This is a genomic window from Aliiglaciecola sp. M165, from assembly GCF_007197995.1.
GTDB lineage: Bacteria > Pseudomonadota > Gammaproteobacteria > Enterobacterales > Alteromonadaceae > Aliiglaciecola.
The window spans coordinates 315,170-337,109 of record NZ_VKKH01000005.1 but is presented as its reverse complement, the minus strand read 5'-3'; the positions used below and the strand labels follow the sequence as shown (position 1 = coordinate 337,109).

The 21,940-nt window shown below is 42.8% G+C and carries 20 protein-coding genes; 12 read left to right on the top strand and 8 right to left on the bottom strand.

The features are described 5' to 3' along the window. The first annotated feature begins 6 nt into the window (after nt 1–6). The 9 genes from pspA (at nt 7) to FM019_RS11625 (ending at nt 8,072) form a co-directional block, all read left to right on the top strand. Nucleotides 7–666, top strand: coding sequence for a phage shock protein PspA (gene pspA / locus FM019_RS11665; protein ID WP_143836111.1), 660 nt, complete (start codon nt 7–9; stop codon nt 664–666). A gap of 76 nt (nt 667–742) precedes the next feature. Further along, nucleotides 743–943, top strand: coding sequence for a PspC domain-containing protein (locus FM019_RS11660; protein ID WP_143836110.1), 201 nt, complete (start codon nt 743–745; stop codon nt 941–943). A gap of 60 nt (nt 944–1,003) precedes the next feature. Beyond that, entirely contained in the window at nt 1,004–1,333 is a 330-nt protein-coding gene (locus FM019_RS11655) for a hypothetical protein (protein WP_143836109.1), read from the top strand. 91 nt (nt 1,334–1,424) lie between these two features. Continuing rightward, the gene (locus tag FM019_RS11650; RefSeq protein WP_260681607.1) at nt 1,425–1,883 is read left to right on the top strand and encodes a copper chaperone PCu(A)C; all 459 of its coding nucleotides are present in this window, start codon (nt 1,425–1,427) and stop codon (nt 1,881–1,883) included. A gap of 36 nt (nt 1,884–1,919) precedes the next feature. Continuing rightward, on the top strand, nt 1,920–2,912 hold the full coding sequence (locus FM019_RS11645) for a DUF2333 family protein (RefSeq protein WP_143836108.1): 993 nt from the start codon (nt 1,920–1,922) through the stop codon (nt 2,910–2,912). Between the two features lie 4 nt (nt 2,913–2,916). Further along, nucleotides 2,917–3,675, top strand: coding sequence for a TIGR04219 family outer membrane beta-barrel protein (locus FM019_RS11640; protein ID WP_143836107.1), 759 nt, complete (start codon nt 2,917–2,919; stop codon nt 3,673–3,675). A 113-nt stretch (nt 3,676–3,788) separates the two neighbouring features. Then, complete coding sequence (locus tag FM019_RS11635; protein WP_143836106.1) at nt 3,789–5,606, top strand: assimilatory sulfite reductase (NADPH) flavoprotein subunit; 1,818 nt, start codon at nt 3,789–3,791, stop codon at nt 5,604–5,606. Continuing rightward, on the top strand, nt 5,606–7,315 hold the full coding sequence (cysI, locus tag FM019_RS11630; RefSeq protein ID WP_143836105.1) for an assimilatory sulfite reductase (NADPH) hemoprotein subunit: 1,710 nt from the start codon (nt 5,606–5,608) through the stop codon (nt 7,313–7,315). Before FM019_RS11635 ends, cysI begins: the two co-directional genes overlap by 1 nt. Further along, nucleotides 7,308–8,072, top strand: a complete 765-nt coding sequence (locus tag FM019_RS11625) for a phosphoadenylyl-sulfate reductase (protein WP_143836104.1) — start codon at nt 7,308–7,310, stop codon at nt 8,070–8,072. The genes cysI and FM019_RS11625 overlap by 8 nt, the downstream gene beginning before the upstream one ends. 234 nt (nt 8,073–8,306) lie before the next feature. Here the strand turns inward: FM019_RS11625 and yghU are convergent, their stop codons facing one another. Continuing rightward, nucleotides 8,307–9,185, bottom strand: coding sequence for a glutathione-dependent disulfide-bond oxidoreductase (gene yghU / locus FM019_RS11620; protein ID WP_143836103.1), 879 nt, complete (start codon nt 9,183–9,185; stop codon nt 8,307–8,309). 98 nt (nt 9,186–9,283) lie between these two features. Then, on the bottom strand, nt 9,284–10,189 hold the full coding sequence (locus FM019_RS11615) for a TIGR03899 family protein (RefSeq protein WP_143836102.1): 906 nt from the start codon (nt 10,187–10,189) through the stop codon (nt 9,284–9,286). Nucleotides 10,190–10,354: 165 nt separating this feature from the next. Between FM019_RS11615 and FM019_RS11610 the strand changes: the two genes are divergently transcribed. Continuing rightward, nucleotides 10,355–12,589, top strand: a complete 2,235-nt coding sequence (locus FM019_RS11610) for an EAL domain-containing protein (RefSeq protein WP_143836101.1) — start codon at nt 10,355–10,357, stop codon at nt 12,587–12,589. Here FM019_RS11610 and FM019_RS11605 read toward each other — a convergent pair. Both FM019_RS11605 and FM019_RS11600 read right to left on the bottom strand, forming a co-directional pair. Then, nucleotides 12,571–13,137, bottom strand: coding sequence for a uracil-DNA glycosylase family protein (locus tag FM019_RS11605; protein WP_143836100.1), 567 nt, complete (start codon nt 13,135–13,137; stop codon nt 12,571–12,573). The two genes, FM019_RS11610 and FM019_RS11605, sit on opposite strands and share 19 nt — an antisense overlap. Nucleotides 13,138–13,343: 206 nt before the next feature. Further along, a complete protein-coding gene (locus FM019_RS11600; protein WP_143836099.1) occupies nt 13,344–14,465 on the bottom strand; it encodes an acyl-CoA desaturase in 1,122 nt (373 codons plus the stop codon). Between the two features lie 166 nt (nt 14,466–14,631). On the opposite strand from FM019_RS11600, the gene fabR reads away from it, so the two are divergent. Next, nucleotides 14,632–15,240 carry an HTH-type transcriptional repressor FabR gene (gene fabR, locus FM019_RS11595; RefSeq protein ID WP_143836098.1) on the top strand — a complete coding sequence of 203 codons (609 nt, stop codon included), beginning with the start codon at nt 14,632–14,634 and terminating at the stop codon, nt 15,238–15,240. A 29-nt stretch (nt 15,241–15,269) separates the two neighbouring features. Here the strand turns inward: fabR and trmA are convergent, their stop codons facing one another. Beyond that, nucleotides 15,270–16,367 carry a tRNA (uridine(54)-C5)-methyltransferase TrmA gene (gene trmA, locus FM019_RS11590; RefSeq protein ID WP_143836097.1) on the bottom strand — a complete coding sequence of 366 codons (1,098 nt, stop codon included), beginning with the start codon at nt 16,365–16,367 and terminating at the stop codon, nt 15,270–15,272. Between the two features lie 196 nt (nt 16,368–16,563). Here trmA and FM019_RS11585 point away from each other — a divergent pair, with 196 nt between their 5' ends. Continuing rightward, nucleotides 16,564–18,051, top strand: a complete 1,488-nt coding sequence (locus FM019_RS11585) for a DUF5610 domain-containing protein (protein WP_143836096.1) — start codon at nt 16,564–16,566, stop codon at nt 18,049–18,051. A gap of 80 nt (nt 18,052–18,131) precedes the next feature. On the opposite strand, the gene FM019_RS11580 is transcribed toward FM019_RS11585, so the two are convergent. The 3 genes from FM019_RS11580 to FM019_RS11570 form a co-directional block, all read right to left on the bottom strand. Continuing rightward, nucleotides 18,132–18,758: a hypothetical protein gene (locus FM019_RS11580; protein ID WP_143836095.1), complete on the bottom strand. Its 627-nt coding sequence runs from the start codon at nt 18,756–18,758 to the stop codon at nt 18,132–18,134. A 159-nt stretch (nt 18,759–18,917) separates the two neighbouring features. Continuing rightward, the gene (locus tag FM019_RS11575; RefSeq protein ID WP_143836094.1) at nt 18,918–20,273 is read right to left on the bottom strand and encodes a sensor histidine kinase; all 1,356 of its coding nucleotides are present in this window, start codon (nt 20,271–20,273) and stop codon (nt 18,918–18,920) included. Continuing rightward, entirely contained in the window at nt 20,263–21,705 is a 1,443-nt protein-coding gene (locus tag FM019_RS11570; protein WP_143836093.1) for a sigma-54 dependent transcriptional regulator, read from the bottom strand. Before FM019_RS11570 ends, FM019_RS11575 begins: the two co-directional genes overlap by 11 nt. Between the last annotated feature and the right edge of the window lie 235 nt (nt 21,706–21,940).

The window sequence follows — 21,940 nt, the reverse complement described above, 5'->3', positions numbered from 1 at the left end:
CGAAAAATGGGTATGTTTTCAAGAATGTCAGACATCGTACAGGCTAACTTAAACGCAATTTTGGACAAGGCGGAAGATCCACAAAAAGTCATTCGTCTTATTATCCAGGAAATGGAAGAAACACTAGTAGAAATTCGTTCAGTAGCGGCACGCAGCATTGCAGACAAAAAGCAATTAGCTCGCAAAGAAGAAAAGCTACTTGAACAAATTTCCGATTGGCAGAACAAAGCGGCGGTTGCAATGAAAAAGGATCGTGAAGATCTTGCACGCGCAGCGTTAGTTGAAAAGAACAAGGTTCAGGAAGTGTTAGTCCAAGTAGAAAAGGAAATGGTTGTTGTCGAAGAAGCCATCGAAAAGCTTCAAGAGGACACAGGCCGTTTGCAAGATAAGTTAAAAGAAGCAAAAGGTCGTCAAAAGTCACTTCAAGTAAGACAGCAGTCTGCAACAGTGCGTTTAAAGGTAAAAACCACTGAGCAGGTTGAAAAGATTGACGATGCCATTGCTAAATTCGAACACTACGAACGAAAAATCGATGATTTGGAATCCCAAGTAGAAGCTTATGATCTGGTTAAAGAGACTGATTCGTTAACCGCCCAAATCAACAAGTTAGAAGAAGACGAAAACATTGAAAAAGAACTGGAAGCGTTACGCAAGAAAGTTGCTTAATCAAAGTTTCAGTCCAAACAGGTAACCCCGAAAAGGGGTTGCCTTTACTTAAAAAGCGTTTCGTCGGAGTAGAACAATGAAAGATTATTTAAATACCAATCAACTTTACAGAGATACCGTGAAGGGCAAAGTATCCGGCGTATGTGCAGGCGTTGCCCGTCACTTTAGCGTAGACCCTTGGGTCGCAAGGGTTGCAGCTATCGCGGCATTCATATTTATGCCAATGGTAGTGGGAATTGCTTATCTGCTCGCTGTGGTGTTAATACCCACACGTTAGAAAGATTTCCAAGTCATTTTATCGCACGGCCACAACCGAACCATTGTTTAGGAGAGGATCATGAAAAACTTTGTCTTAGCTATTCTTATCGCAGTATTGATTACTTACAGCTGTGGCCTGATTGCTAATCATTGGTTCGATTTTGCAATTCATTTTGATGACCACTTACTCGGGCCACTTGAATCAGTTGCGGGTATCACTTTGGTTGGTGCGATAATGGCGGTTATAGGTGTTATTGTGGCGGTTAGCATATTTGGTGCATTAATGATCGGCCTGGTTGTAGGTGTCTTGGCACTAATCTTCGCAGGACTAAGCGTGTTTTGGCCGATGTTATTAGTCATTGGCTTCATCATTTGGCTGGTGCGCGATAAACGCCAGCCACGGTATTAATTTAACTTATCACGATCCGCAAAACTGTCACTGGTAAAGCGTGTGGAATTAAAGAATAATTGAATCATCGTAATTCTTCGCAAAGCTGAGTATGAAAAATAACCGAATTCAATCTATGCTGGTGGCAGTATCGATACTCTTTAGTATCAACGTATTTGCTGAGGTAACTGTCTCTGATGCGGTTGTTCGCGTCTTACCTCCAGGAATCCCCAATACCTCTGCTTATTTCACTATTAAAAATAACGGTGATAAAGATGTTGCTTTAGTGTCTGCAAATACGGATGTGGCAACCAGTGCTGAACTGCACGCGCACATTATGACAGGTGAAATGATGAGCATGCAAAAGCAAGATCAGGTTATAGTGCCCGCTGGTCAATCCATTGAATTTGCTCCAGGTGGTTTGCACGTCATGATCTTTGGGTTAAAAGCCTCTTTAAAGGAAGGGCAGATGGTGAAAATTAACCTAATCACCTCTGACAACCAATCGATTTCACTGCAAGCTAAAGCAGTTAAACCTGGTGAAGAGAAACAACAACATCACCATCACTAAAGGTGATGTATTTAACACATTAAAAAGGATGGGACTATGCAAGGTTTTTTAAATACCAAATGGATAACGACGTTTATCGCGATCATCCTCTTTCTTTTTTGGTTATTGTCGGTTTATTGGAGTTCAGAGCCTGATCTATTCAATGTAAGAGCGGAAGCTCAACAACAAGCCGAACAAAATGCTGAACAAGTAGTCGTTGGTTATACCACTACTCAGGCGCTGATTACTGTCATGGAAACGGTGCTGGAAAAGCCCGGTGGTTTTTTATCCAATGATGTAATGCCGCCCAGCGTATTTATGGATAATATGCCCCGGTGGGAATTTGGCGCTTTGGAAATGTCACGAGACCTTGCCTTGGCAATGCGCAAAGACTTTAGCCGTTCTCAATCTCAATCCCTCGAAAATCCGCAATTGATCAAAGCTCAACCGGCAATGAATATGAATCATTTAAGATGGTTGTTGCCGTCTGCCGAATCGATGTACAACGATGCGCTAAGAGAATTACGACTTTATCGCTCGGACTTGGCTGATCGTACGCAAGGTGATGCACAATTTTTCTCCCGTGCAGATAACTTGCGGGACTGGCTTAAACAAGCGGAAAAACGCCTGGGTAATCTTTCACAAAAGTTGAGCGCCAGTGTCGGTCATGAAACCTTGAATACTGATTTGGCTGGCGATGCACAGGCACGCACTTCAACCCCTGTCCCTGAGCAACATTTTGACAAAACAAGTTGGTGGAAAACGGATGACAACTTTTATGAAGCTCGAGGGGCTGCCTGGGCGTTGATTCATTACCTTAAAGCAGTAGAAGTTGATTTTGCAGAAGTTTTGGAAAAGAAAAACGCAACTGTCAGTCTACGTCAAATTATTCGCGAACTAGAATCAACCCAGCAGACAATTTGGAGCCCAATGATCCTAAATGGAAGTGGTTTAGGTATGTTAGCTAATCACTCGTTAGTAATGGCGAACTATATTTCCCGTGCAAATGCTGCTTTAATTGAATTGACTGAATTATTAAATCAAGGATAAATGAGTGAAACGTTCAATTACTTCATTATTACTCGCCGCATCTGTTGTTGCAGCGCCAGTGCAAGCTGATACCTTACTTGGACTTTATATTGGTGCCCAAGGTTGGAATATGGATACTGAAGGAGGCTTTTCAAATGACGTCGATTTGACTGAATTTGACTTTGATAAAGAAACCAAAGCCAGTTTTTATGTCGCCCTTGAACATCCCATTCCGCTAGTGCCAAACATTAAAGTACGCAGAACCGCGATGGATACCTTTGGTGTCGTCACGCTAAATAGTACTTTTACCTTTAATGGTGAAATATTTAGCGTAAATACCCCTTTGTCGACTGAAGTGGATATGACCAATACTGACTTCATTCTGTATTATGAGTTGTTCGACAATGACCTGGTGAGCTTCGATTTTGGTATCAATGGAAAGTATGTTGATGGTGAAATTTTTGTAAGCGAGACCGCTGATCCCACAAATTTTGCGCGCGAAGAATTCTCTGGTGTGGTGCCAATGGTATACTCGCGCGTGTACTTTGGACTGCCATTTACCGGCCTTGGGGTTTATGCTGAAGGTAGTTATCTGGCGATTGATGACCACACGTTAAGCGATTATGAAATTGCCTTAGCCTATGAATTTGTTGATAATTTAGCCGTTGATATGACCTTTCAACTTGGCTATCGAGCGACCACTTTAGAGCTTGAAGATTTGGATGATATTTATTCTGATCTCGAATTTAGTGGTGTATTTGCCGGCTTGGAAGTGCATTTCTAAAAAAATTGCATATTTTGTAAGTCCAATAAGTAATAAAAAATCTTATTTAAGTCTTTCCGGTTATTTATAAAAGTCGCTAACCTTTACCGAGTCAAATTAGAGGTTAGCGATTTATGTCTTCATCAACCAATCAGGCAATTGTGCCATCTGCTGTACTAAACGAGAGTCAGTGGACAGAAATTAACAACGCTATAGCGCCGTTAAATCGGGACCAACTCACTTGGATGAGTGGTTATTTAGCGGGCTTGGCCAATCATCAAGTTGCCGGTCAATCTGTTGTGCCGGTTGAAGCTCCTGCCGCCGACAAAAAATTAACTATCCTTTACGGGTCGCAAACCGGAAATGCCAAAGGCTTAGCGCAAGAATATAAAGCCAAAGCCGAAAGTGCCGGTATTACGGTGAATCTGCAAAATATGGCGGATTACAAAGCCAAACAGCTTAAAAATGAAACACACCTAGTGATCGTTGTAAGTACTCATGGTGAAGGCGATGCTCCTGATGATGCGGTCGAATTACATGAATTTGTTGCGAGCAAAAAAGCACCTAAGTTGCCAGAGTTAAACTATGCAGTTCTGGGTTTGGGTGATAGCAGTTACGAATTCTTCTGCCAAACGGCAAAAGACTTTGATCAAAGACTTGAAGCACTAGGCGCTAAACGAGTCATTGACCGTGTTGACTGCGATGTTGACTACGATACGCAAGCCACTGCATTTATTGATCAGCTTAGCACCTTGTTAAAAGATGAAATGACGGCTAAGCAATCACAGGTAGTGCAACTACCCACTGCGGCAAACAAAGCAGCCGCCGCTGCTGTGTCTGAATACACGAAAAAGAACCCTTTTGTGGCGACGTTAAGTGAGAGTCAAAAAATCACCGGACGGGATTCAGTTAAGGATATTCGACATATTGAAATTTCATTGGAAGACTCTGGTATTCAATATCAACCAGGAGATGCTTTAGGTGTCTGGTTTAACAATGACCAAACCCTCGTTGATGAGCTTTTGACTTTGGTTGATGTAAGCGCTGACGAATCCGTTACCGTCGGTGATGATACGCTGAGCATCAAACAAGCGTTGATTGAGAAGTTTGAATTGACTCTAAGCTACCCAACGTTTGTGAAAAACTACTTAGAAGCGGGTAAAAGTGAGCCGCTTCAGCAATTGCTGGAAGATAAAGCCAAGCTTCGTGATTATTTAGCAGACCGACAGATCGTCGATATCGTGCGTGAATTCCCGATTAAATTGACGGCTGAACAACTTGCCAGAGCATTACGTCCAATCACACCTAGACTTTATTCCATTGCTTCAAGCCAAGCTGATGTTGAAGACGAAGTGCATCTTACCGTTGCGTTAGTTGAATATGACGTAGATGGAAATGTACGTACAGGTGGAGCTTCTGGTTTCCTAGCGAACCGCTTGGAAGACGGTCAGGAAGTGAAGGTGTTCGTAGAGCATAATAACAATTTCCGTCTGCCAGAAAGTGATGATACTCCCGTCATCATGGTTGGCCCTGGAACAGGTATTGCGCCATTTAGAGCCTTTATGCAACAGCGTGCTGAAGATGAAGCCCAAGGCAAAAACTGGCTTTTCTTTGGCAATCCGAATTTCACCCAAGATTTCCTGTATCAAACAGAGTGGCAGCGCTTTGTTAAAGATGGTGTCGTTGATAAAGTAAGCTTGGCGTTTTCGCGCGATCAAGAGCAAAAAATCTATGTGCAGGATCGGTTGTTGGAGCAAGGTAAAGAAGTCTATCAGTGGCTTGAACAAGGCGCACATTTCTACGTTTGTGGTGATGCCACGCATATGGCTAAAGATGTTCATGATGCATTGAAAACCATTGTCCAACAACATGGCGGCAAATCCGCAGAAGAAGCGGAATCCTATTTGACTGACATGCGCAGAAACAAGCGCTATCAGAAGGATGTTTATTAATGAGCGCAGATAACAAATTTATTGTTGAAGGCAAGTTGTCTGAAAATGAACGTATTAAGGGTGAAAGTAATCACCTGCGCGGTACCATTGCACAAGACTTGAAAGATGATTTGACCGGCGGTTTTACATCAGACAATTTCCAATTGATTCGATTCCACGGAATGTATCAGCAAGATGATCGTGATATTCGTGCCGAGCGCGCCAAACAAAAATTGGAGCCGCTACATAACGTTATGCTTCGAGCGCGTTTGCCTGGCGGCATCATTAATCCTGAGCAATGGTTAGCGATTGACAAATTTGCTCAAGAGCACAGTATTTACGGCAGTATTCGTTTAACTACGCGCCAGACGTTTCAGTTTCACGGTGTGCTTAAACCGCACATTAAATTGATGCACCAAACGTTGAATAAAGTGGGTATTGATTCGATTGCCACAGCAGGTGACGTAAACCGCAACGTGCTGTGCACCTCAAATCCGGTCGAGTCGGTTGTGCATCAACAAGCCTATGAGTGGGCGAAGAAAATCTCTGAACATTTGCTGCCAAAAACCCGTGCTTACGCAGAGATTTGGTTAGATGGTGAAAAGATTGAGACCACAGACGAAGAACCTATTTTGGGCAATAATTATTTGCCACGAAAATTCAAAACAACGGTAGTGATCCCGCCGCACAATGATATCGACGTGCATGCTAATGATCTTAACTTTGTCGCGATTTCAGAAGATGGGCAATTGGTCGGCTTTAACGTTTTGGTTGGCGGTGGCCTAGCTATGACCCATGGTGACCAAAGTACTTTCCCGCGTAAGGCCGATGACTTTGGTTTTATTCCCGTCGACAATACCTTAGATGTTGCTGCAGCAGTTGTCAGTACACAGCGTGACTGGGGTAATCGGGTAAATCGTAAAAATGCGAAAACCAAATACACCCTGGAACGTGTTGGAGTAGAGAATTTCAAAGCGGAGGTTGAAAGGCGCGCAGGCGTTAAGTTTGCGGACAGCCGTCCTTACGAATTTACCAGTCGTGGAGACCGTTTTGGTTGGGTTGAAGGTGTTGATGGTAAATTCCATCTAACCGTATTTATTGAAAACGGTCGTATCCTCGATTATCCGGGAAAAACCCTCAAAACCGGTTGTGCTGAGATTGCCAAAATCCACAAGGGTGATTTCCGTCTGACGGCCAATCAGAATCTGATCATTGCTGGTGTTGCGCCGCAGGACAAAGCGCAAATCGAGTCTTTGGCTAAAGAGCATGGTTTGATTACAGATGGGGTCAGCAACCAGCGATTAGATTCGATGGCGTGTGTGGCGTTGCCTACTTGTCCTTTGGCCATGGCTGAAGCAGAAAGATATTTGCCTGATGCGGTCACCGACATTGAAGGGTTATTGGCTAAGCACGGTATTCCTGAGAAAAGCATCATATTTCGTGTTACCGGCTGCCCAAATGGGTGTGGTCGCGCGATGCTAGCCGAAGTTGGCTTGGTTGGAAAAGGACCCGGCAAATATAACTTACATTTAGGCGGAGATCGCGAAGGCACGCGGATCCCCAAGATGTACAAAGAGAACATTAGCGAACAAGAGATCCTGGATCATCTTGATCAACTCATTGGGCGCTGGTCCAAAGAAGCTGAAAAAGATGAAGGCTTTGGTGACTTTTTAATACGCGCAAAAGTGGTTGCTCCGGTAATTAACTCTGCTGAGGATTTTTATGTCTAATTTAGCGCTTCAGACGCCAGTAGATGCAGTTGAACAAGGTCTCTGGTTAAACCAGCTGGATGATGATGCGTTTGCTGAACTGAACGCTGAGCTTGAACAAAAATCTCCCCAGCAACGTGTCGCATGGGCGCTGGAAAACTTGCCCGGTGAGCATATCGTCTCTTCGAGCTTCGGTGCCCAATCTGCGGTAATGTTGCACATGTTGACCCAAGAATATGCTGATATTCCTGTTGTGTTGACTGACACGGGCTATCTTTTTGCCGAGACGTATCAATTCATTGATGAGATGAGCGAACGGCTCAAGCTGAATCTTCATGTTTATCGCGCGCCAATCTCTGCTGCGTGGCAGGAAGCACGCCATGGACGCCTTTGGGAGCAAGGTTTGGAAGGGATTGAGAAGTACAATCAAATGAACAAAGTTTTGCCGATGCAACAGGCACTTTCTGATTTGCGCGCCCAAACATGGTTTGCGGGATTACGTCGTTCACAATCAGACAGTCGCGGAAACCTCAACGTATTGCAGCGCCTAAAAGGTCAAACAAAGGTTTATCCAATTATCGATCAGTCAAATAAAGCGTTGCATGGTTACATGAAAGACAACAACCTGCCTTATCACCCTCTATGGGAAAAAGGCTATGTGTCTATTGGTGATTGGCATACAACTCGCGCACTGGAAGCAGGTATGAGCGAACAAGACACCCGTTTCTTTGGTATGAAGCGTGAATGCGGATTACATGAATTTGGTGATGGTATTTAATACCATCAAATCAATAAAAAAAGCCCGGTTGAGTCATTTAGCCGGGCTTTTTTGTTTGGCAACTTCGAGGTTTGTTTAGTAACTCGTACTCTTTATTAGAAATTGTTGATAGATACAATATTGAAGCTTCATCGACATGGATGTCGATGCAGAGCCCCCAAGGAAGGGTTTACGGCGACTTCAATTTTGTGTCTAGCAACAAGTTTACAGCAAAATAGCCTTTTGTTTAGAGCGTTATTCTTCGTCTTTAGGACCGATTTTGTCCTGGGTTTTGGTGTCAAAATCGCTGGCATCATGACGTTCATGAAGTTGCGTTTCAGGCTCTCCCCAAGTGCGGTTTACCATGCGGCCACGTTTGACCGGTTCGCGCTGTGCAATTTCGTCCGTCCATCTAAGCACGTTTGTGTAGGTATGGGCTTCGATAAACTCTGCGGCCTCATACACTTTATTCTTCACCAACGCCCCATACCAAGGCCATACCGCCATATCTGCAATGGTGTATTGGTCGCCAGCAAGGTATTGATTGTCAGCAAGGCGGCGATCTAGCACATCCAACTGACGTTTGACTTCCATCGTATAGCGATTAATCGGATATTCGTATTTTTCGGGTGCGTAGGCATAAAAGTGACCAAAACCACCTCCTAGCATAGGCGCACTACCCATTTGCCAAAATAGCCAACACAAACACTCGGTGCGTTGCGCAGGGTCTTTAGGAATAAATGCGCTAAATTTTTCTGCCAAGTAAAGTAAAATGGCACCTGACTCAAACACACGAGTCGGCGTTTCTGTGCTGCGGTCAATCAATACTGGAATTTTAGAATTAGGGTTGGCATCGACAAACCCACTGCTGAATTGATCGCCTTCCATAATATTAACTAAAAAGGCGTCATATTCTGCTCCGCTATGCCCTTGTGCAAGCAATTCTTCTAACATCACCGTTACTTTCACGCCGTTAGGAGTCGCTAGTGAATGCAATTGCAGAGGGTGTTTTCCCACGGGTAGATCTTTTTCAAAGGTTGCTCCAGCAACGGGGCGATTAATACTTGCGAAGCGCCCTCCACTTTCTGCATCCCAAGTCCAAACTTTTGGCGGTGTGTAGGTATCTGTTGTCATGTTTTGTTCCTGTTCTGATAAACCTTAGTTTTCGAATATTTTGACGAGTGATATAGCAATAACATGGGAATACTGACCGCGCTATGTGCCAATTCGTTTCACGTCACTTCAAAATCGTCAGAAAACATACTTTTTAACTCTTCCAAGTAGTGACTTTTTGCTTTGCTGTGCACCAGCTTAGAGAGTTCATAACCTGTGGTTGTAAACTTGTAATACTGCAAGCTCAGACCCCTTCTTCTGGGACTTAAATGAAAGGTCTCCTGACCAATTCGATATTGGCTGCGGCTGTCAGTAGAAAGCTCACTCGTTTCTATTTCGCTGGTATAAATTAACCCCAAATCCATCAAAGATAACAAGTCGGGGTAAGCTAACCCGTAGCTGGCTAAGTTTAGTTGGTGAATTTGTGGAATTTTAAATATCGACAACAGACTGGGTTTCTGCTTGTAACCAATTAGGATTTTCATACCGTGTTCGGTTTTTTTTCTTGCACCTAACCCAACTGCGAGTTTCAGAATTTTTGCATCTTTGTGAGTAAGATTTTTTAATATTTGCAATGTTTTTAGTGAAAAGGTGCCAGGGTGTCCAATTTCAACAGCGAAAATTTTCCCCCACAACTCTTGCATAGCTGGGGAGTTGATGTCTTCTGCCATGTCTACGAAGCTAAAAAACCAGTCCGGATCAATATCTTCTTTGCTTCCCTGCTCCAGACTGTATTCCATCGCCAGATTAAGAATACGTTCCAAATTACGCATTTTTCGCTGTGCTTTGACAAATTGATGCTTGGCAACGCTCTTACTGAAGTCTGTTTCCGCATTCATAGAAGCCTGCGAAAATATTCCAGCTCGCATAAACCAGTGCGACATTTTGTCGCGCATTTGTCCTGCACTTTTCACTTCAACTTTGGACTGAGCAGGTTCATTGGCTTCAGTTTTTGCACTTTTTGCCGGCTTACTTTGAGTCGGTTTTACTAAGCTTGTCGGCGGTGGATTGGATTCAATTTTCATAGATAATATTTTTTACCTGCTACACTTTCTCACAGACGTAAAAGTATCAGTCAGCGAAAGTGTTGAATTTTGCTACAATTATTATTCCTCTTTAGAGGATATTAAGATATGTTTGTTGCGTAAATAATGGATTTTCAAAAATTTGGCAGTAAAACGGTAAATTGAATGTCTCCAACGGGTTATGAAAATGACGAACTGATTTTTCTTGAAGAAGATGAATCACAAGAAACAGAAACGATATTTGGTCGCTGGAACGTATTAGTGGTCGATGATGATGAAGAAATTCATTCGGTCACTCGATTAGCTCTCTCAGACCTGAAATTAAACGATAAAAAACTGCATTTCCATCATGCCTATTCAGGGCAACAAGCCCTGAAAATCATGGAGCAAATGGGTAATCGCCTTGCCATCGTACTACTTGACGTGGTGATGGAAACTGATGATGCCGGGTTGGTGGTAGCGCGTAAGATGCGCGAAGAGCTAAATTTAATGGAGCCGCGCATTATTTTGCGTACTGGCCAACCGGGTTACGCCCCAGAAGAAAGTGTCATAAAAGAATATGACATCAACGATTACAAAACCAAAACTGAGCTCACTCGCAGTAAGTTGGTCACCACAATTATTGCCTCACTTCGTTCTTATCAACAGATCCTGACAATCAATCAAAGTCGAATTGGCTTAGAAAAGATTATCCATTCTTCCGCGAATTTACTTGAAGAGCATTCGGTCAAAGGCTTTTGCGAAGGCATCGTTACTCAGATAAGTTCACTGATTGGTTTAGACGCCGGTGGTGTGGTGTGCGCTCGTGCTGGAGCTGTGCTAGATCGAGATGACAATGGTGTTTATATTCTTGGTGCAGCAGGTGAGTTTGCTCAGTACATCAACGAAAGTCTAGAAAATGTCCATGACAAAAAAGTCGTAGACTCGGTAAATTTGTGCCTAAAATCAAAACAACATGTTTACGAGGGTGACTACTCTGTACTGTATTTGAATAGCTCTGGCTATGAAGCTGCCGTATTTTTAAATGTGCGCGACCAAATCAGCCCAATTCATCAGAAATTATTAGAAGTCTTTTTATCCAGTATTTCGGTCGGATATGAAAACGTAAATTTATTCCATCAACTTCGCAATGCCGCGTTTAGAGATTGGTTAACGAAATTGCCCAATCGAAATGAGTTCATCAATATGTTAGATGAAACCAAAGCGGTCGAAGATGAAGATGCCAATGTTGTTGCTTTGCTGGATATCAATCACTTCTCAGATGTTAATGATGGCTTAGGACAAGACGCTGGTAATAACCTTCTCAAAGCCGTTGCACAACGAATTCAAGATAGTTTTGGCGAGAGTGTCAGAATGGGACGAATTGGTGCAGATGTATTTGGTCTTATCGGCGGCGAAAATTTTATTAATCCTGAGCGTATCAATCAGTTATTTGCCATACCATTTAAAGCAGGCGACCACACATTGCCGATAAATATAACAATGGGATTGTGCAAACTCATTAATGATACTTGTTCGGGAATCGATCTACTTAAACAGACCAACATAGCTCTCAACCGCGCGAAAAAAGATTTAAACACCAATTTTGGTTTCTACGAGCCAGAGATGGAAGAAAAAACTACGTGGCGATTGGGTATGGTGCGTCAGCTTAGAACCGACTTCCAGGCTAGATTGTTGGAAGTCTGGTACCAACCACAGATCGATCTGGTTACAGAACGTATTGTAGGTATGGAAGCGCTTTTACGGTGGCCTTCAAAAGACAGTGGGTTTATATCACCCGCTGTTTTTGTCCCCCTTGCTGAATACTCCGGGCTCATCATCGAAATTGGTGCTTGGGTGCTGGAAGAAAGTTGTAGACGTCTAAAGGAGCTAACCAGCAACGGATTTTCTGATGTTCGTGTTGCGGTGAATATTTCCATGCCTCAATTCCGAGACCCAGAATTTGTGCAGATGGTAAAAAACTGCATAACAAAACATCAAGTCGATCCAGAACAAATTGAGCTTGAAATCACAGAAAGCGTGGTGATGGATGAGCCTCAAATCGTGGTTGAGTCGCTTAAAGATTTGAAGTCTTTTGGTGTTACCATCGCGATTGATGATTTTGGTACAGGCTTTTCATCGTTAAGTTATCTTCAACAACTTCCTCTCGACCGATTAAAGGTAGATCGATCTTTCATCAATGAAATCAAACCCAATCAAACAGCGTTTATTGCTGAGACCATAGTCACCTTAGGAAACAAATTGGGACTTCAGACGATAGCAGAAGGTATCGAAAAGCGGGAACAAGCCAGTTACATGTTAAAACTTGGATGTGATGAAGCTCAAGGTTTCTTATACGCAAAACCAATGCGTTTTGATGAACTGGTTGAGTTTTTAGATAACTATAAACCCGCTATTTGAGTCTGAATATAAGCTCTTAGTTGAGGTAAAACGTCACTTTCAAACCAGGCATTTTTCTTCAACCAAATGTTATTTCTAGGTGAAGGGTGGGGAAGCACAACATAATTTGGTAAATACTGTCGCCAGTCTTTCACTCTCTGTGTTAATGGTTGTTTGTCAGACAAGTAGTAGTCCTGTGCATGCTTGCCTATCAATAGTGTAAGTTTTGGTTTTGCTTCATCTAGAAGGGGCTTGTGCCACTTTGGCGCGCATGCTTTGATAGGTGGCATGTCTCCACCTTTTGCTTTTCCTGGGTAACAAAAGCTCATCGGTAGGATTGCAACTAGGTTTTTATCGTAAAAGCTTTCTTTATCAGTGCCTAACCATAATCGCAACCTGTCACCCGAAGGATCATTCCAAGGAGTGTTTGTATTGTGCGCAGCTATTCCTGGTGCTTGGCCTATTATACAAAGCGGGCTGTGCCCATTTCCTTGTATAACCGGATTAGGTGGCAGAGGTAAAATGTCTTTACAGAACGTGCATTGTCTAGCGTGTTCGAATTGACTCATAAGTGATCCTGAACTGGGGTATGGTTTTAACCTGACAAGGACTATTTGTTATACCGTAAGGTTGCGATTTTCGTAAAGGGTACGGAATGGTTTAGTTTAGTGATTTTGTCTGGCAGATACCGGCCAAGAGCACGCCGGTATGACGTTTGGAGAGGCAGGCCAATTACGTCATTATCCTGGCATGTAGTTAACCAGGATCCCAATGTTTAAGCGAAGCTTAACTCGTGCATTGCAAGCCACTTCTGTTTTTGCAGCAGCATGCTCTGTTTTAATTCTTTATATTTGTAGGCGAGTTCCAAATTTTCATAACTTTGTTTTAAACTGTTTTGCTTACATTCTATTAAACGTTTCTTTGCCGCATAATATTCACCCATCTTGGCAATGAGCACGTCATATTCCCGTTGTAATTTGGCGAGCATTTCGTCAGCTTCTTTTTTGGCTGAAAAACGTTGTTGTGTGCGTTGCATTATCATCGCCAATTTTGCTTTTTCAATCCGCTCTTCAGGACAACGTCTTAAGTTTTTTGTCCAACCAATTAATGACAACCCGTAGATTAACCATTTGGTCGGATCAAATTGCCACCACTTAATACCATTACGATAATCGTATTCAAAAATATGGTGATAATTGTGGTATCCCTCGCCAAAGGTGAAAAAAGCCAAAAGGCCATTGTCACGAGCAGTGTTGCTATCGGTATAGGGTTGCTTTCCCCAAATGTGTGCCAAGGAGTTTATAAAGAAGGTAGCGTGGTGAACGGCCACCAAACGAAACACGCCAGCGAGCAACAACATGCCAAATACGTCACCATTTAGCCAGCCTAAAAACATAGGGATGCCAAAGTTAGTCGCCAACACAATGGGGATATAATAATTGTGTTGCCACATCACTATTTTGTCTTTTTGTAAATCTTTGCAATTGCTGTAGTCATCATATCTTTCTGACTGATAGTGCCTTAACATCCAGCCAATATGCGAAAACCAAAAACCTTGTTTTGCGGAATAAGGGTCTTTGTCGTTCTTGTCGACAAATCTGTGATGGACACGGTGATCAGAACACCAATGCAAAATACTATTTTGTAACGCCATAGCGCCACCGATGGCTAATACAGCACGAACCAAGCTATTCGCTTGGTAAGTTTTATGTGACCACAAACGGTGGTAACCCGCAGTAATAGACATGCCTGAAAAATAAATCAAAAAGACGCATACAAAGATTTCAAATCCGTCAAAACCATTGAAAAAAGCGTATACAGGGACACCAACAAGCGCAATCAACCCTGTGAGTGTGAAAATTAAAATATTGGTAATAATGAGTGGGGGCTTTTGCATGGTTCCGGAAAATTAATTGAGCTTACAACTGTACGCTAATTTAACTTGCCAACCGAGCTTAATCAAGCAAATTCACTAAAAACTCCCTGACTGAGGTGGGCAATCATAGAATTGGATTGGTATACTCGGAACCTGTTCCTTTACATTTTGTCTTCCAGGAAGTTACGTGACGCTAAATCGACAACAACAAAAACTAAGAACACGTAGAGCCATTATTGATGCCGCTTTTGGACTCCTTGACGACCAGCATAGTTTTTCAAGTATAAGTTTGCGAGAAGTTGCCCGTGCTGCGGGAATTGCACCGACATCTTTTTATCGTCATTTTAAAGACATCGACGAATTGGGCCTCACATTAGTTGATGAAGCTGGCCTTACTCTACGGCAACTTATGCGCCAAGCAAGGGTTCGCATTGCCTCAGGGGGAGGGGTTATCAGCACCTCTATTGACACTTTCATGGAGTTTATTACCGCAAACAGTAACGTCTTTAGATTGCTGCTTAGAGAGCATACCGGAACGTCGAATGCGTTTCGTGCTGCAGTGCTAAGAGAGATCCAACATTTTACCGTGGAGCTGACCGATTACACTGTATCAACCACGGGTTTAACTAAAGAATTAGCCAATCTTCAGGCTGAAGCCATGGTTAAACTGGTATTTAGCACCGGTGCAGAGGCATTAGATTTGGACAGCGCACAGCGTGCACAGCTCGCGGAAAGATTAAAAATTCAATTACGATTTATATCTAATGGCGCGTCAGAGTATGCTAAACAAACTTAGATTTAGTCCAATCCTGGATTGGGATTAAATTATTTTCGAGTTAAATACACGCCAGCTTCAACATGGTGGGTGTAAGGAAATTGGTCAAACAAGGCAAATCGCGACACGTCATGAGTTTTGCAGAGCACTTGAAGGTTATCCGCTAGTGTCTCAGGATTGCAGGAGATATATACGATATTGTCGTACTGTTGAACCATTTTTACTGTTTCGTCATCCAGACCAGCTCTAGGAGGGTCGACCAATACAGTTTGGCAATTATATTCACTCAGTTCCACATCTTGCAGACGATTGAACTGTCTTGTTCCGGCTTGCGCTTCAACAAACTCCTCACTAGACATACGCAAGATAGTGACGTTTTCGACGTTATTATGCGCAATGTTGATTTGTGCTGCGGCGACAGAGGTTTTAGATATTTCTGTTGCGAGTACCTTATCGAAATTTTGCGCCATTGGGATGCTGAAGTTGCCCAACCCGCAGTAAAGCTCAAGTAAATCCCCTTCGCTCGACTTCGTCACATCGAGCGCCCATTCAATCATTTTGCTGTTTACCGAAGCATTGGGTTGCGTGAAGCTGTTTTCTATTTGTTTAAATTTGAATGTTTTTCCAGCAACTGGTAATTGTTCAGTCACGAAGTCTTTGTCGAGCAAAAGTTTTTGTTTTCGTGCTCTACCTACAATATCGATTCTGTAGTGTTTTCTTAATTCGGCCAACACCAAATTCATCTGGGTTTGCCAAGTTTCGTCAAGAACTTTGTGGTACAACAGCGAAACGACAATTTCACCGCTTAAGGTGCTTAGATAGTCAATTTGAAAAAGCTTGCGTCTTGCCACGTCATTGACACGCAATAATTGGATCAAATCAGCCATCACCTCATTGATCAGTGTGCTGGCCGGAGGAAAATAATCGACTCGATATTTCTCTTTGTTATGGTTGTCAAACATGATGTGAAACAAATCATCTTTGTCATGCCATACACGAAACTCTGCGCGCATCCGATAATGCAATGGTTCGGACTTAAAAACCTCGAGAGTAGGCACGTCAAACCGATCAAATAATGCTCCAAGACGCGTGGTTTTTTCAGCCAACTGAAGTTCATAGCTATTTGGATCGATTTGTGTCGGGCGCATGGTTAGTTAGCTTTTCTTAATATGACTAAAAGGACGGAGCATTTTAAAGATCCCTTTCAGGCTTGCAACGTCATTTTAACGTGTAAAACGCAATTCTTAGAATTATTTGCACGAAATGCCATCAATTTAGGGAGAAAAACTCAATAAATTGAATTTATCGCCGATAATCTATAACGAGGATAGTGAGGTATTCAAAATGAATTTTGGTGAAATCAAGGCGTTTCTGGGTGAAAAACCCCAGGCAAACCCTAATGATGCGGTTAAACAACAATTAAGAGAATCAGGTCTCAGGCAAGCATCTGAAGGCCTAAATCTTCGCGCAGAGCAAACAGTCAGTAAATTCAGCTCGCAGACGAATGTGGGGGTGCGTGTCTACAGCAACGCATTTAACCAAACATTGCAAATTGATGGTAAAAAACCGGATTTTAGCGCGCCTAAATCAGAATCTAAGAGCTTGTTTGATTTTGAAGAGATCGCGAAAAACGTTTTGCGCTTTGTCGGTGGCGTGATAACAAGTGCCGCCCGTGGTGGTGCAGACGAAGATGCTTTAAATAGCTTATTTGAACAAGCCCGCTCGGGCGTAGCCAAAGGGATCAAACTCGCGGAAAAAGACTTAGCAGGATTCCTCAACGAAGAAATTAATGAGGGTATAAGCAAAAGTGCAGATCTTATTGAACGAGGGATTCAGCGTCTTCAAGATCAACTTTTCAATAAACAAGAACCTGAAACAGATTCAAGTGCCTCGTCAACCCGAGTCTCCGAAAACATAACCTTAGCTAAACAAGAGTCAGGTGAACTCAATATACGCACTCGAGATGGAGATGAAGTCACCATTCGTTTTGAAGATTTTCAACAATTTGAATTCAATCGTCAGATTCTTGTGGAACAAAGTAATAACAACCAGCAGAAACCTCCGCAAGCGCCTGCTGATGATGCTCAAAAAGATATTGAGCAGAATGATGTGCTACCTCGTCAGGCACCAGACCAAGGGCCAGAAGCCCCATCAACACTGACGTTCCCTGATGCGATATTAGTGCCCAGCAATGACAATGCATCGGCGTCTCAGGGGGAAGAGGTTGCTCAAGAAAATGACGTTCAAAATGCATCTCAACAATCTGGGGAGCAAGCGTCTCCAGTAGAGCAGAATCAAGTTCAAACCGCTCAACAAGCAGTGTTCATCGAACAGAATAGTTTCAGTTTTTCAGTGAATGGAGAGTTAGACGAAGCTGAACTCGCGTCTATAGGACAATTAGTTTCTGATGCAAATGATTTAGCCAATACATTTTTTAGTGGTGATATTGAAACAGCTTTTAATCAAGCACTGGAGCTTGGATTTGATGAACAAGAGCTAAGTGGTTTTGCGTTGCAACTGACTCGCCAAGAGCAGGTTGAAGTCGTTAAAACCTATGAGTCGGTGTCTTTGTATGACGAGCAAAATGACAGTGCAAATGTTTCAGCTAAGCCGGTTGAGCGAGTCAGTGAATATTTGGAAAAGATGTTAAATGTATTGGAGCAATCTCAACAAAAGCTCGCCGACAGCGATCAATATGAACAACTGATCACTGGTCTCGTTAATCAAATTCGAGATCTTGGCACAACAGATTTAGTGACGGCTATCAACGACTTCCATGCGTTTAACAAACGTTTGTTGGATAATTTGCCCAATCAAAATCAGGATGAATAAACGAAACGTTAGTCATTCGAATAAGAGTTTAAAGGCTGGTTAACAACAGCCTTTTTTAATTTCCGTTGCAGCGCTGAGTGTTAATCCACTTTACAGCTACTAACCTGTGTGGGGGGCGACTCAAAATCAGTTTTGTAGCAATCCTCTAGCACTGAACAGTAACAGGTGCTAGCCGTTATTTCCCAGCGAACCTGATTAAGCTTGTTCCATAAAGGGGCGGTAATTTTATTCTCTGGTAGTTGGAACACTTTTATTTTATTGCCAGAGCTTAAAACGCGGCCATGAGGGTTGATTGAAATACCGGCCGTAATCAATTGAGACGCCAATTCAGGAAACTCAGATTTTAATTTATTTATTTCTTGTCCCGCTTCAATGCAACAATCTTTTAAAAGTTGGCCAATGTGAGTATAGGTTTTCTCTTTCCAATGGTAAGTAAACGTTTGGATATGAGCGGGTCCAACCCCACCATTGACAACTTCTAGGTAAACCAGAGGTTTGAAACTGCCTTCAGCTGCATTACCGTGACCATATTCTAGCATCGGCCATGTCGCTGCTCTAACTTGTTTCTCAGCCGCATCGGCTTGTAGGAAAGTAGCATAAAATGATGCCGCCGAAATGAGTATGGCGCATACAGCGATAAGCAAATTGAGTTTTTCAGCGAATGACCACTGGCTTTGGTTGCTTTGGCTTTCTTGGGTTTCAGACATCAACAGGCCCTCGTTTTCAAAAATCTTGACAGGAAAAAGGCTAATTTTCAATGTATAACGTCAGTTCAAATTAGCGGCGCATTCTGACTGATAACTTCTTTGTGTGGATTGGTATAAACATCAGCTGATTCTAATATCGTCGTGTTAGATGAACTGGGTTCAAAACGTCAGGGTAAAACATGCACCACCACTGTCGAGGTTTTTGGCACTAATATTACCTCGGTGGGCGATCATTACTTGTCTTGCCAATGCTAGTCCGACACCAGAACCATCACGTTTAGTGGTGAAAAACGGTACAAATATTTTGTCCAACACATCATCTTCAATGCCCGAGCCGTTGTCTTGGATCTCAATCACACCTCTTCCTCTACGATTGATGTACGCATGCAAGGTTACTTTTTGTGGTCCGTCGTTATGCTGTGTTGCCTGGTAGGCATTCTTGAGTAAATTAATCATGATTTGCTCAATAAGGTCTTTATCTGCCTTGATAGTCAATTGCGTAGGTTCGATGAGAGTAGTGATTTCTGTTTGTTGATCAGGAAACGACTGCGAGGTGATAGTTTGAGCCGTTGAGAATAATTGGCTTATATCAACTTTGCTCGGCTGCACTTTGGGTATGTCCGTCAACTTGCGATAACTGGATACAAATTTAATCAAGCTATCACTGCGTCGTGACACCGTGTCAATACCGTGGAATAGCTCTTCAATTTCATCATCAATGTTCTGTGCTTTGGCCTGTTTTTGTTTAACATCCTCTAGTAACTCCACTGACGTTTTGGCTAGCGAAGCCACTGGCGTAATACTGTTCATTATTTCATGGGTGAGGACCTTGACCAGATCTTGCCAGGCTTGCATTTGCGCAAAATCCAATTCATTTTGAATGTCTTGCAAACTCACGAGCATGTCGATGTTGCCGTTGGTAAGTAGCTCGGTCGCGCTTAAACTCAGACGATGCTCAGCGCCTTCAATTGAGATGCTCACAAGCCGTCGCTCGCCGGGTTTAAGTTTTTTCAGTTGCTGTAAAAAATCCCCCCCTAACTGCGCAAAATCATCTAAAGATTGCACCCTGTGTTGGGCGAACAGCTTTCTTGCGCTCACGTTCCAAGTAGTGATTTTTCCAGAAGGGTGAATGCTCAGTAATGGCACAGGAACCTGCTCAATAAGACTATGCAAGTAGCGGTTTCGACTTTCGTTCTCGCCTCTCTCCTTTCTTAGTTTTTCGAGAATTTCAGTGAAGGTCGCCCCAAGTTCTTCGAAACCGCTCCCTTGCTCCGAAAAATGAAAACGCTGTGAGTAATCTGCAAACCGTGCTGCTTCTAAAAACCGTGTCAGTTCCTGATTGGTCGTGGTAACAAATCGGATCAGGTCGTACCCCAAATAAAACAATACGACGACGGTTAATATTGTCGCCGCATGGTAACCAGGAAAACTCAATAATGCCGTAAGCACCAATAACGCAATAATGAACAGGCAAGTTCTGATAATAATGAGAATTGAAAACGTTTTAAACGCCATGTTTTTCCATCCTTCGATATAAGGCAGCTCGAGTTAGACCTAAAGCTTTAGCAGTGTGGCTAATGTTGTATCGATGCCTTTTTAATGCCTCAACAATGGTTTGTTTTTCTAGCCGTTCGAGGTTTAAGTCTTGCTCATTTTTTGTGAGTGATGCACTTTTATCTGCTTCATATTGCAATGGTTGTGCGCCATGATAAATATCATTCGATGGTAAATGACTAATTTCGGATGACAGCTGAAAATCGACTTCAGTTAAGGTGTCACCGTCGCTTAGAATCACCGCTCTCTCTATTGCATGGCGCAGCGCTCTGACGTTACCGGGCCACTGATACTGCTCCATGGCGATAGAGGCTGATGGGCTTATTGTCTTGATAGGTTTACCATATTTTCGACAGTATCTATCGATATAAAATGTTGCGATCGGCAAGATGTCTTGAGTGCGCTGCCGCAATGGAGGGAGCGTAACTTCTACCGTATTGAGCCTGAACAACAAGTCCTGACGAAAATGTCTGTCATCTTTTAATCTTGAAATATCAAGGTTGGTAGCCGCGATAACTCTGACGTCAAACTCTACTGCGGTATTTGAACCAAGAGGGATAACTTTGCGTTGCTCAAGCACTGTCAACAGCTTGGCTTGCAGAAATAGCGGTAAATTGCCTATTTCATCAAGAAATATTGTGCCACCATCCGCGGCCTGAAATCTGCCAACCCGATCTTCATTTGCGCCTGTAAATGCGCCTTTTTTATGGCCAAACAATTCGCTTTCAAATAATGATTCCGAGATCGCACCTAAATCTACAGGCATAAAAATCTTATTGTGGCGCAGACTCTGCTGGTGGAGTCTTCGAGCGATCAATTCTTTACCGGTGCCATTTTCTCCAAGTATCAACACATTTGCATCGGTAGGTGCTGACTTGCTGACCAATTCCTTTACCTGATGCATTGCTTCTGACTGTCCAAGAAGTTGTGTGTCTAAGTCTGTAGAGGTACTTTGTGTGAGGATTTGATTCGCTTGTCTGAGCCGAAGAGTTTCTTGTCGAGATTGCCCCAACTGAACGGCCGTTGATAGTGTTGCAATCATTTTTTCATTGTCCCAGGGTTTTGCGACAAAGTCGGTCGCGCCTAATTTCATGGCTTTTACTGCAACATTCACACCGCCGTGAGCGGTAAGCATAATGACAACGAGCTCAGGATTTATTTCCAACATCCGTTGCAACCAAAAGAAACCTTGCTTTCCTGTACTTTCGCCTGGACCAAAATTCATATCGAGTAAAATCGCATCATATTGATGTTGCTCGATTAGATTGGGCAAGGCTTGCGGATCATTGCAGGTTGTGACACGTTCGAAATGTCGTTTTACCAGTAAACGACCCGCAATCAGGATGTCTTCATCGTCATCCACGATAAGGATATGCCCTTTTTTCTTGTCCATACTTTGCATACTTTTCTATTCAATCTGTTCATTAACGTACACTAAGTGTTCGAAAACGTACAGTTGGTAAGGATAGAAATACTACATTTTTCGATAAATCCTTTTAAATACAACAATCTAGCTGTTGGCCCGAAAATTGTACTTAACTAAACACAATCTTTTTCATTGTTAGTGTGCAGTTATGTCGTCAATCAGCAAATTACAGCAATCTAATCAGCCTAGCAGGACTACTGCA

What these genes read in the sequence shown, in the direction of transcription:
- FM019_RS11645 (WP_143836108.1), top strand. Translation starts at nt 1,920, where the DNA reads ATGCAAGGTTTTTTAAATACCAAATGGATAACGACGTTTATCGCGATC.
- FM019_RS11610 (WP_143836101.1), top strand. Translation starts at nt 10,355, where the DNA reads ATGTCTCCAACGGGTTATGAAAATGACGAACTGATTTTTCTTGAAGAA.
- FM019_RS11575 (WP_143836094.1), bottom strand. Translation starts at nt 20,273, where the DNA reads ATGGCGTTTAAAACGTTTTCAATTCTCATTATTATCAGAACTTGCCTG.
- FM019_RS11585 (WP_143836096.1), top strand. Translation starts at nt 16,564, where the DNA reads ATGAATTTTGGTGAAATCAAGGCGTTTCTGGGTGAAAAACCCCAGGCA.
- FM019_RS11660 (WP_143836110.1), top strand. Translation starts at nt 743, where the DNA reads ATGAAAGATTATTTAAATACCAATCAACTTTACAGAGATACCGTGAAG.
- FM019_RS11615 (WP_143836102.1), bottom strand. Translation starts at nt 10,189, where the DNA reads ATGAAAATTGAATCCAATCCACCGCCGACAAGCTTAGTAAAACCGACT.
- FM019_RS11570 (WP_143836093.1), bottom strand. Translation starts at nt 21,705, where the DNA reads ATGGACAAGAAAAAAGGGCATATCCTTATCGTGGATGACGATGAAGAC.
- cysI (WP_143836105.1), top strand. Translation starts at nt 5,606, where the DNA reads ATGAGCGCAGATAACAAATTTATTGTTGAAGGCAAGTTGTCTGAAAAT.
- FM019_RS11655 (WP_143836109.1), top strand. Translation starts at nt 1,004, where the DNA reads ATGAAAAACTTTGTCTTAGCTATTCTTATCGCAGTATTGATTACTTAC.
- yghU (WP_143836103.1), bottom strand. Translation starts at nt 9,185, where the DNA reads ATGACAACAGATACCTACACACCGCCAAAAGTTTGGACTTGGGATGCA.
- FM019_RS11600 (WP_143836099.1), bottom strand. Translation starts at nt 14,465, where the DNA reads ATGCAAAAGCCCCCACTCATTATTACCAATATTTTAATTTTCACACTC.
- FM019_RS11605 (WP_143836100.1), bottom strand. Translation starts at nt 13,137, where the DNA reads ATGAGTCAATTCGAACACGCTAGACAATGCACGTTCTGTAAAGACATT.
- FM019_RS11635 (WP_143836106.1), top strand. Translation starts at nt 3,789, where the DNA reads ATGTCTTCATCAACCAATCAGGCAATTGTGCCATCTGCTGTACTAAAC.
- FM019_RS11625 (WP_143836104.1), top strand. Translation starts at nt 7,308, where the DNA reads ATGTCTAATTTAGCGCTTCAGACGCCAGTAGATGCAGTTGAACAAGGT.
- FM019_RS11650 (WP_260681607.1), top strand. Translation starts at nt 1,425, where the DNA reads ATGAAAAATAACCGAATTCAATCTATGCTGGTGGCAGTATCGATACTC.
- trmA (WP_143836097.1), bottom strand. Translation starts at nt 16,367, where the DNA reads ATGCGCCCGACACAAATCGATCCAAATAGCTATGAACTTCAGTTGGCT.
- FM019_RS11580 (WP_143836095.1), bottom strand. Translation starts at nt 18,758, where the DNA reads ATGTCTGAAACCCAAGAAAGCCAAAGCAACCAAAGCCAGTGGTCATTC.
- pspA (WP_143836111.1), top strand. Translation starts at nt 7, where the DNA reads ATGGGTATGTTTTCAAGAATGTCAGACATCGTACAGGCTAACTTAAAC.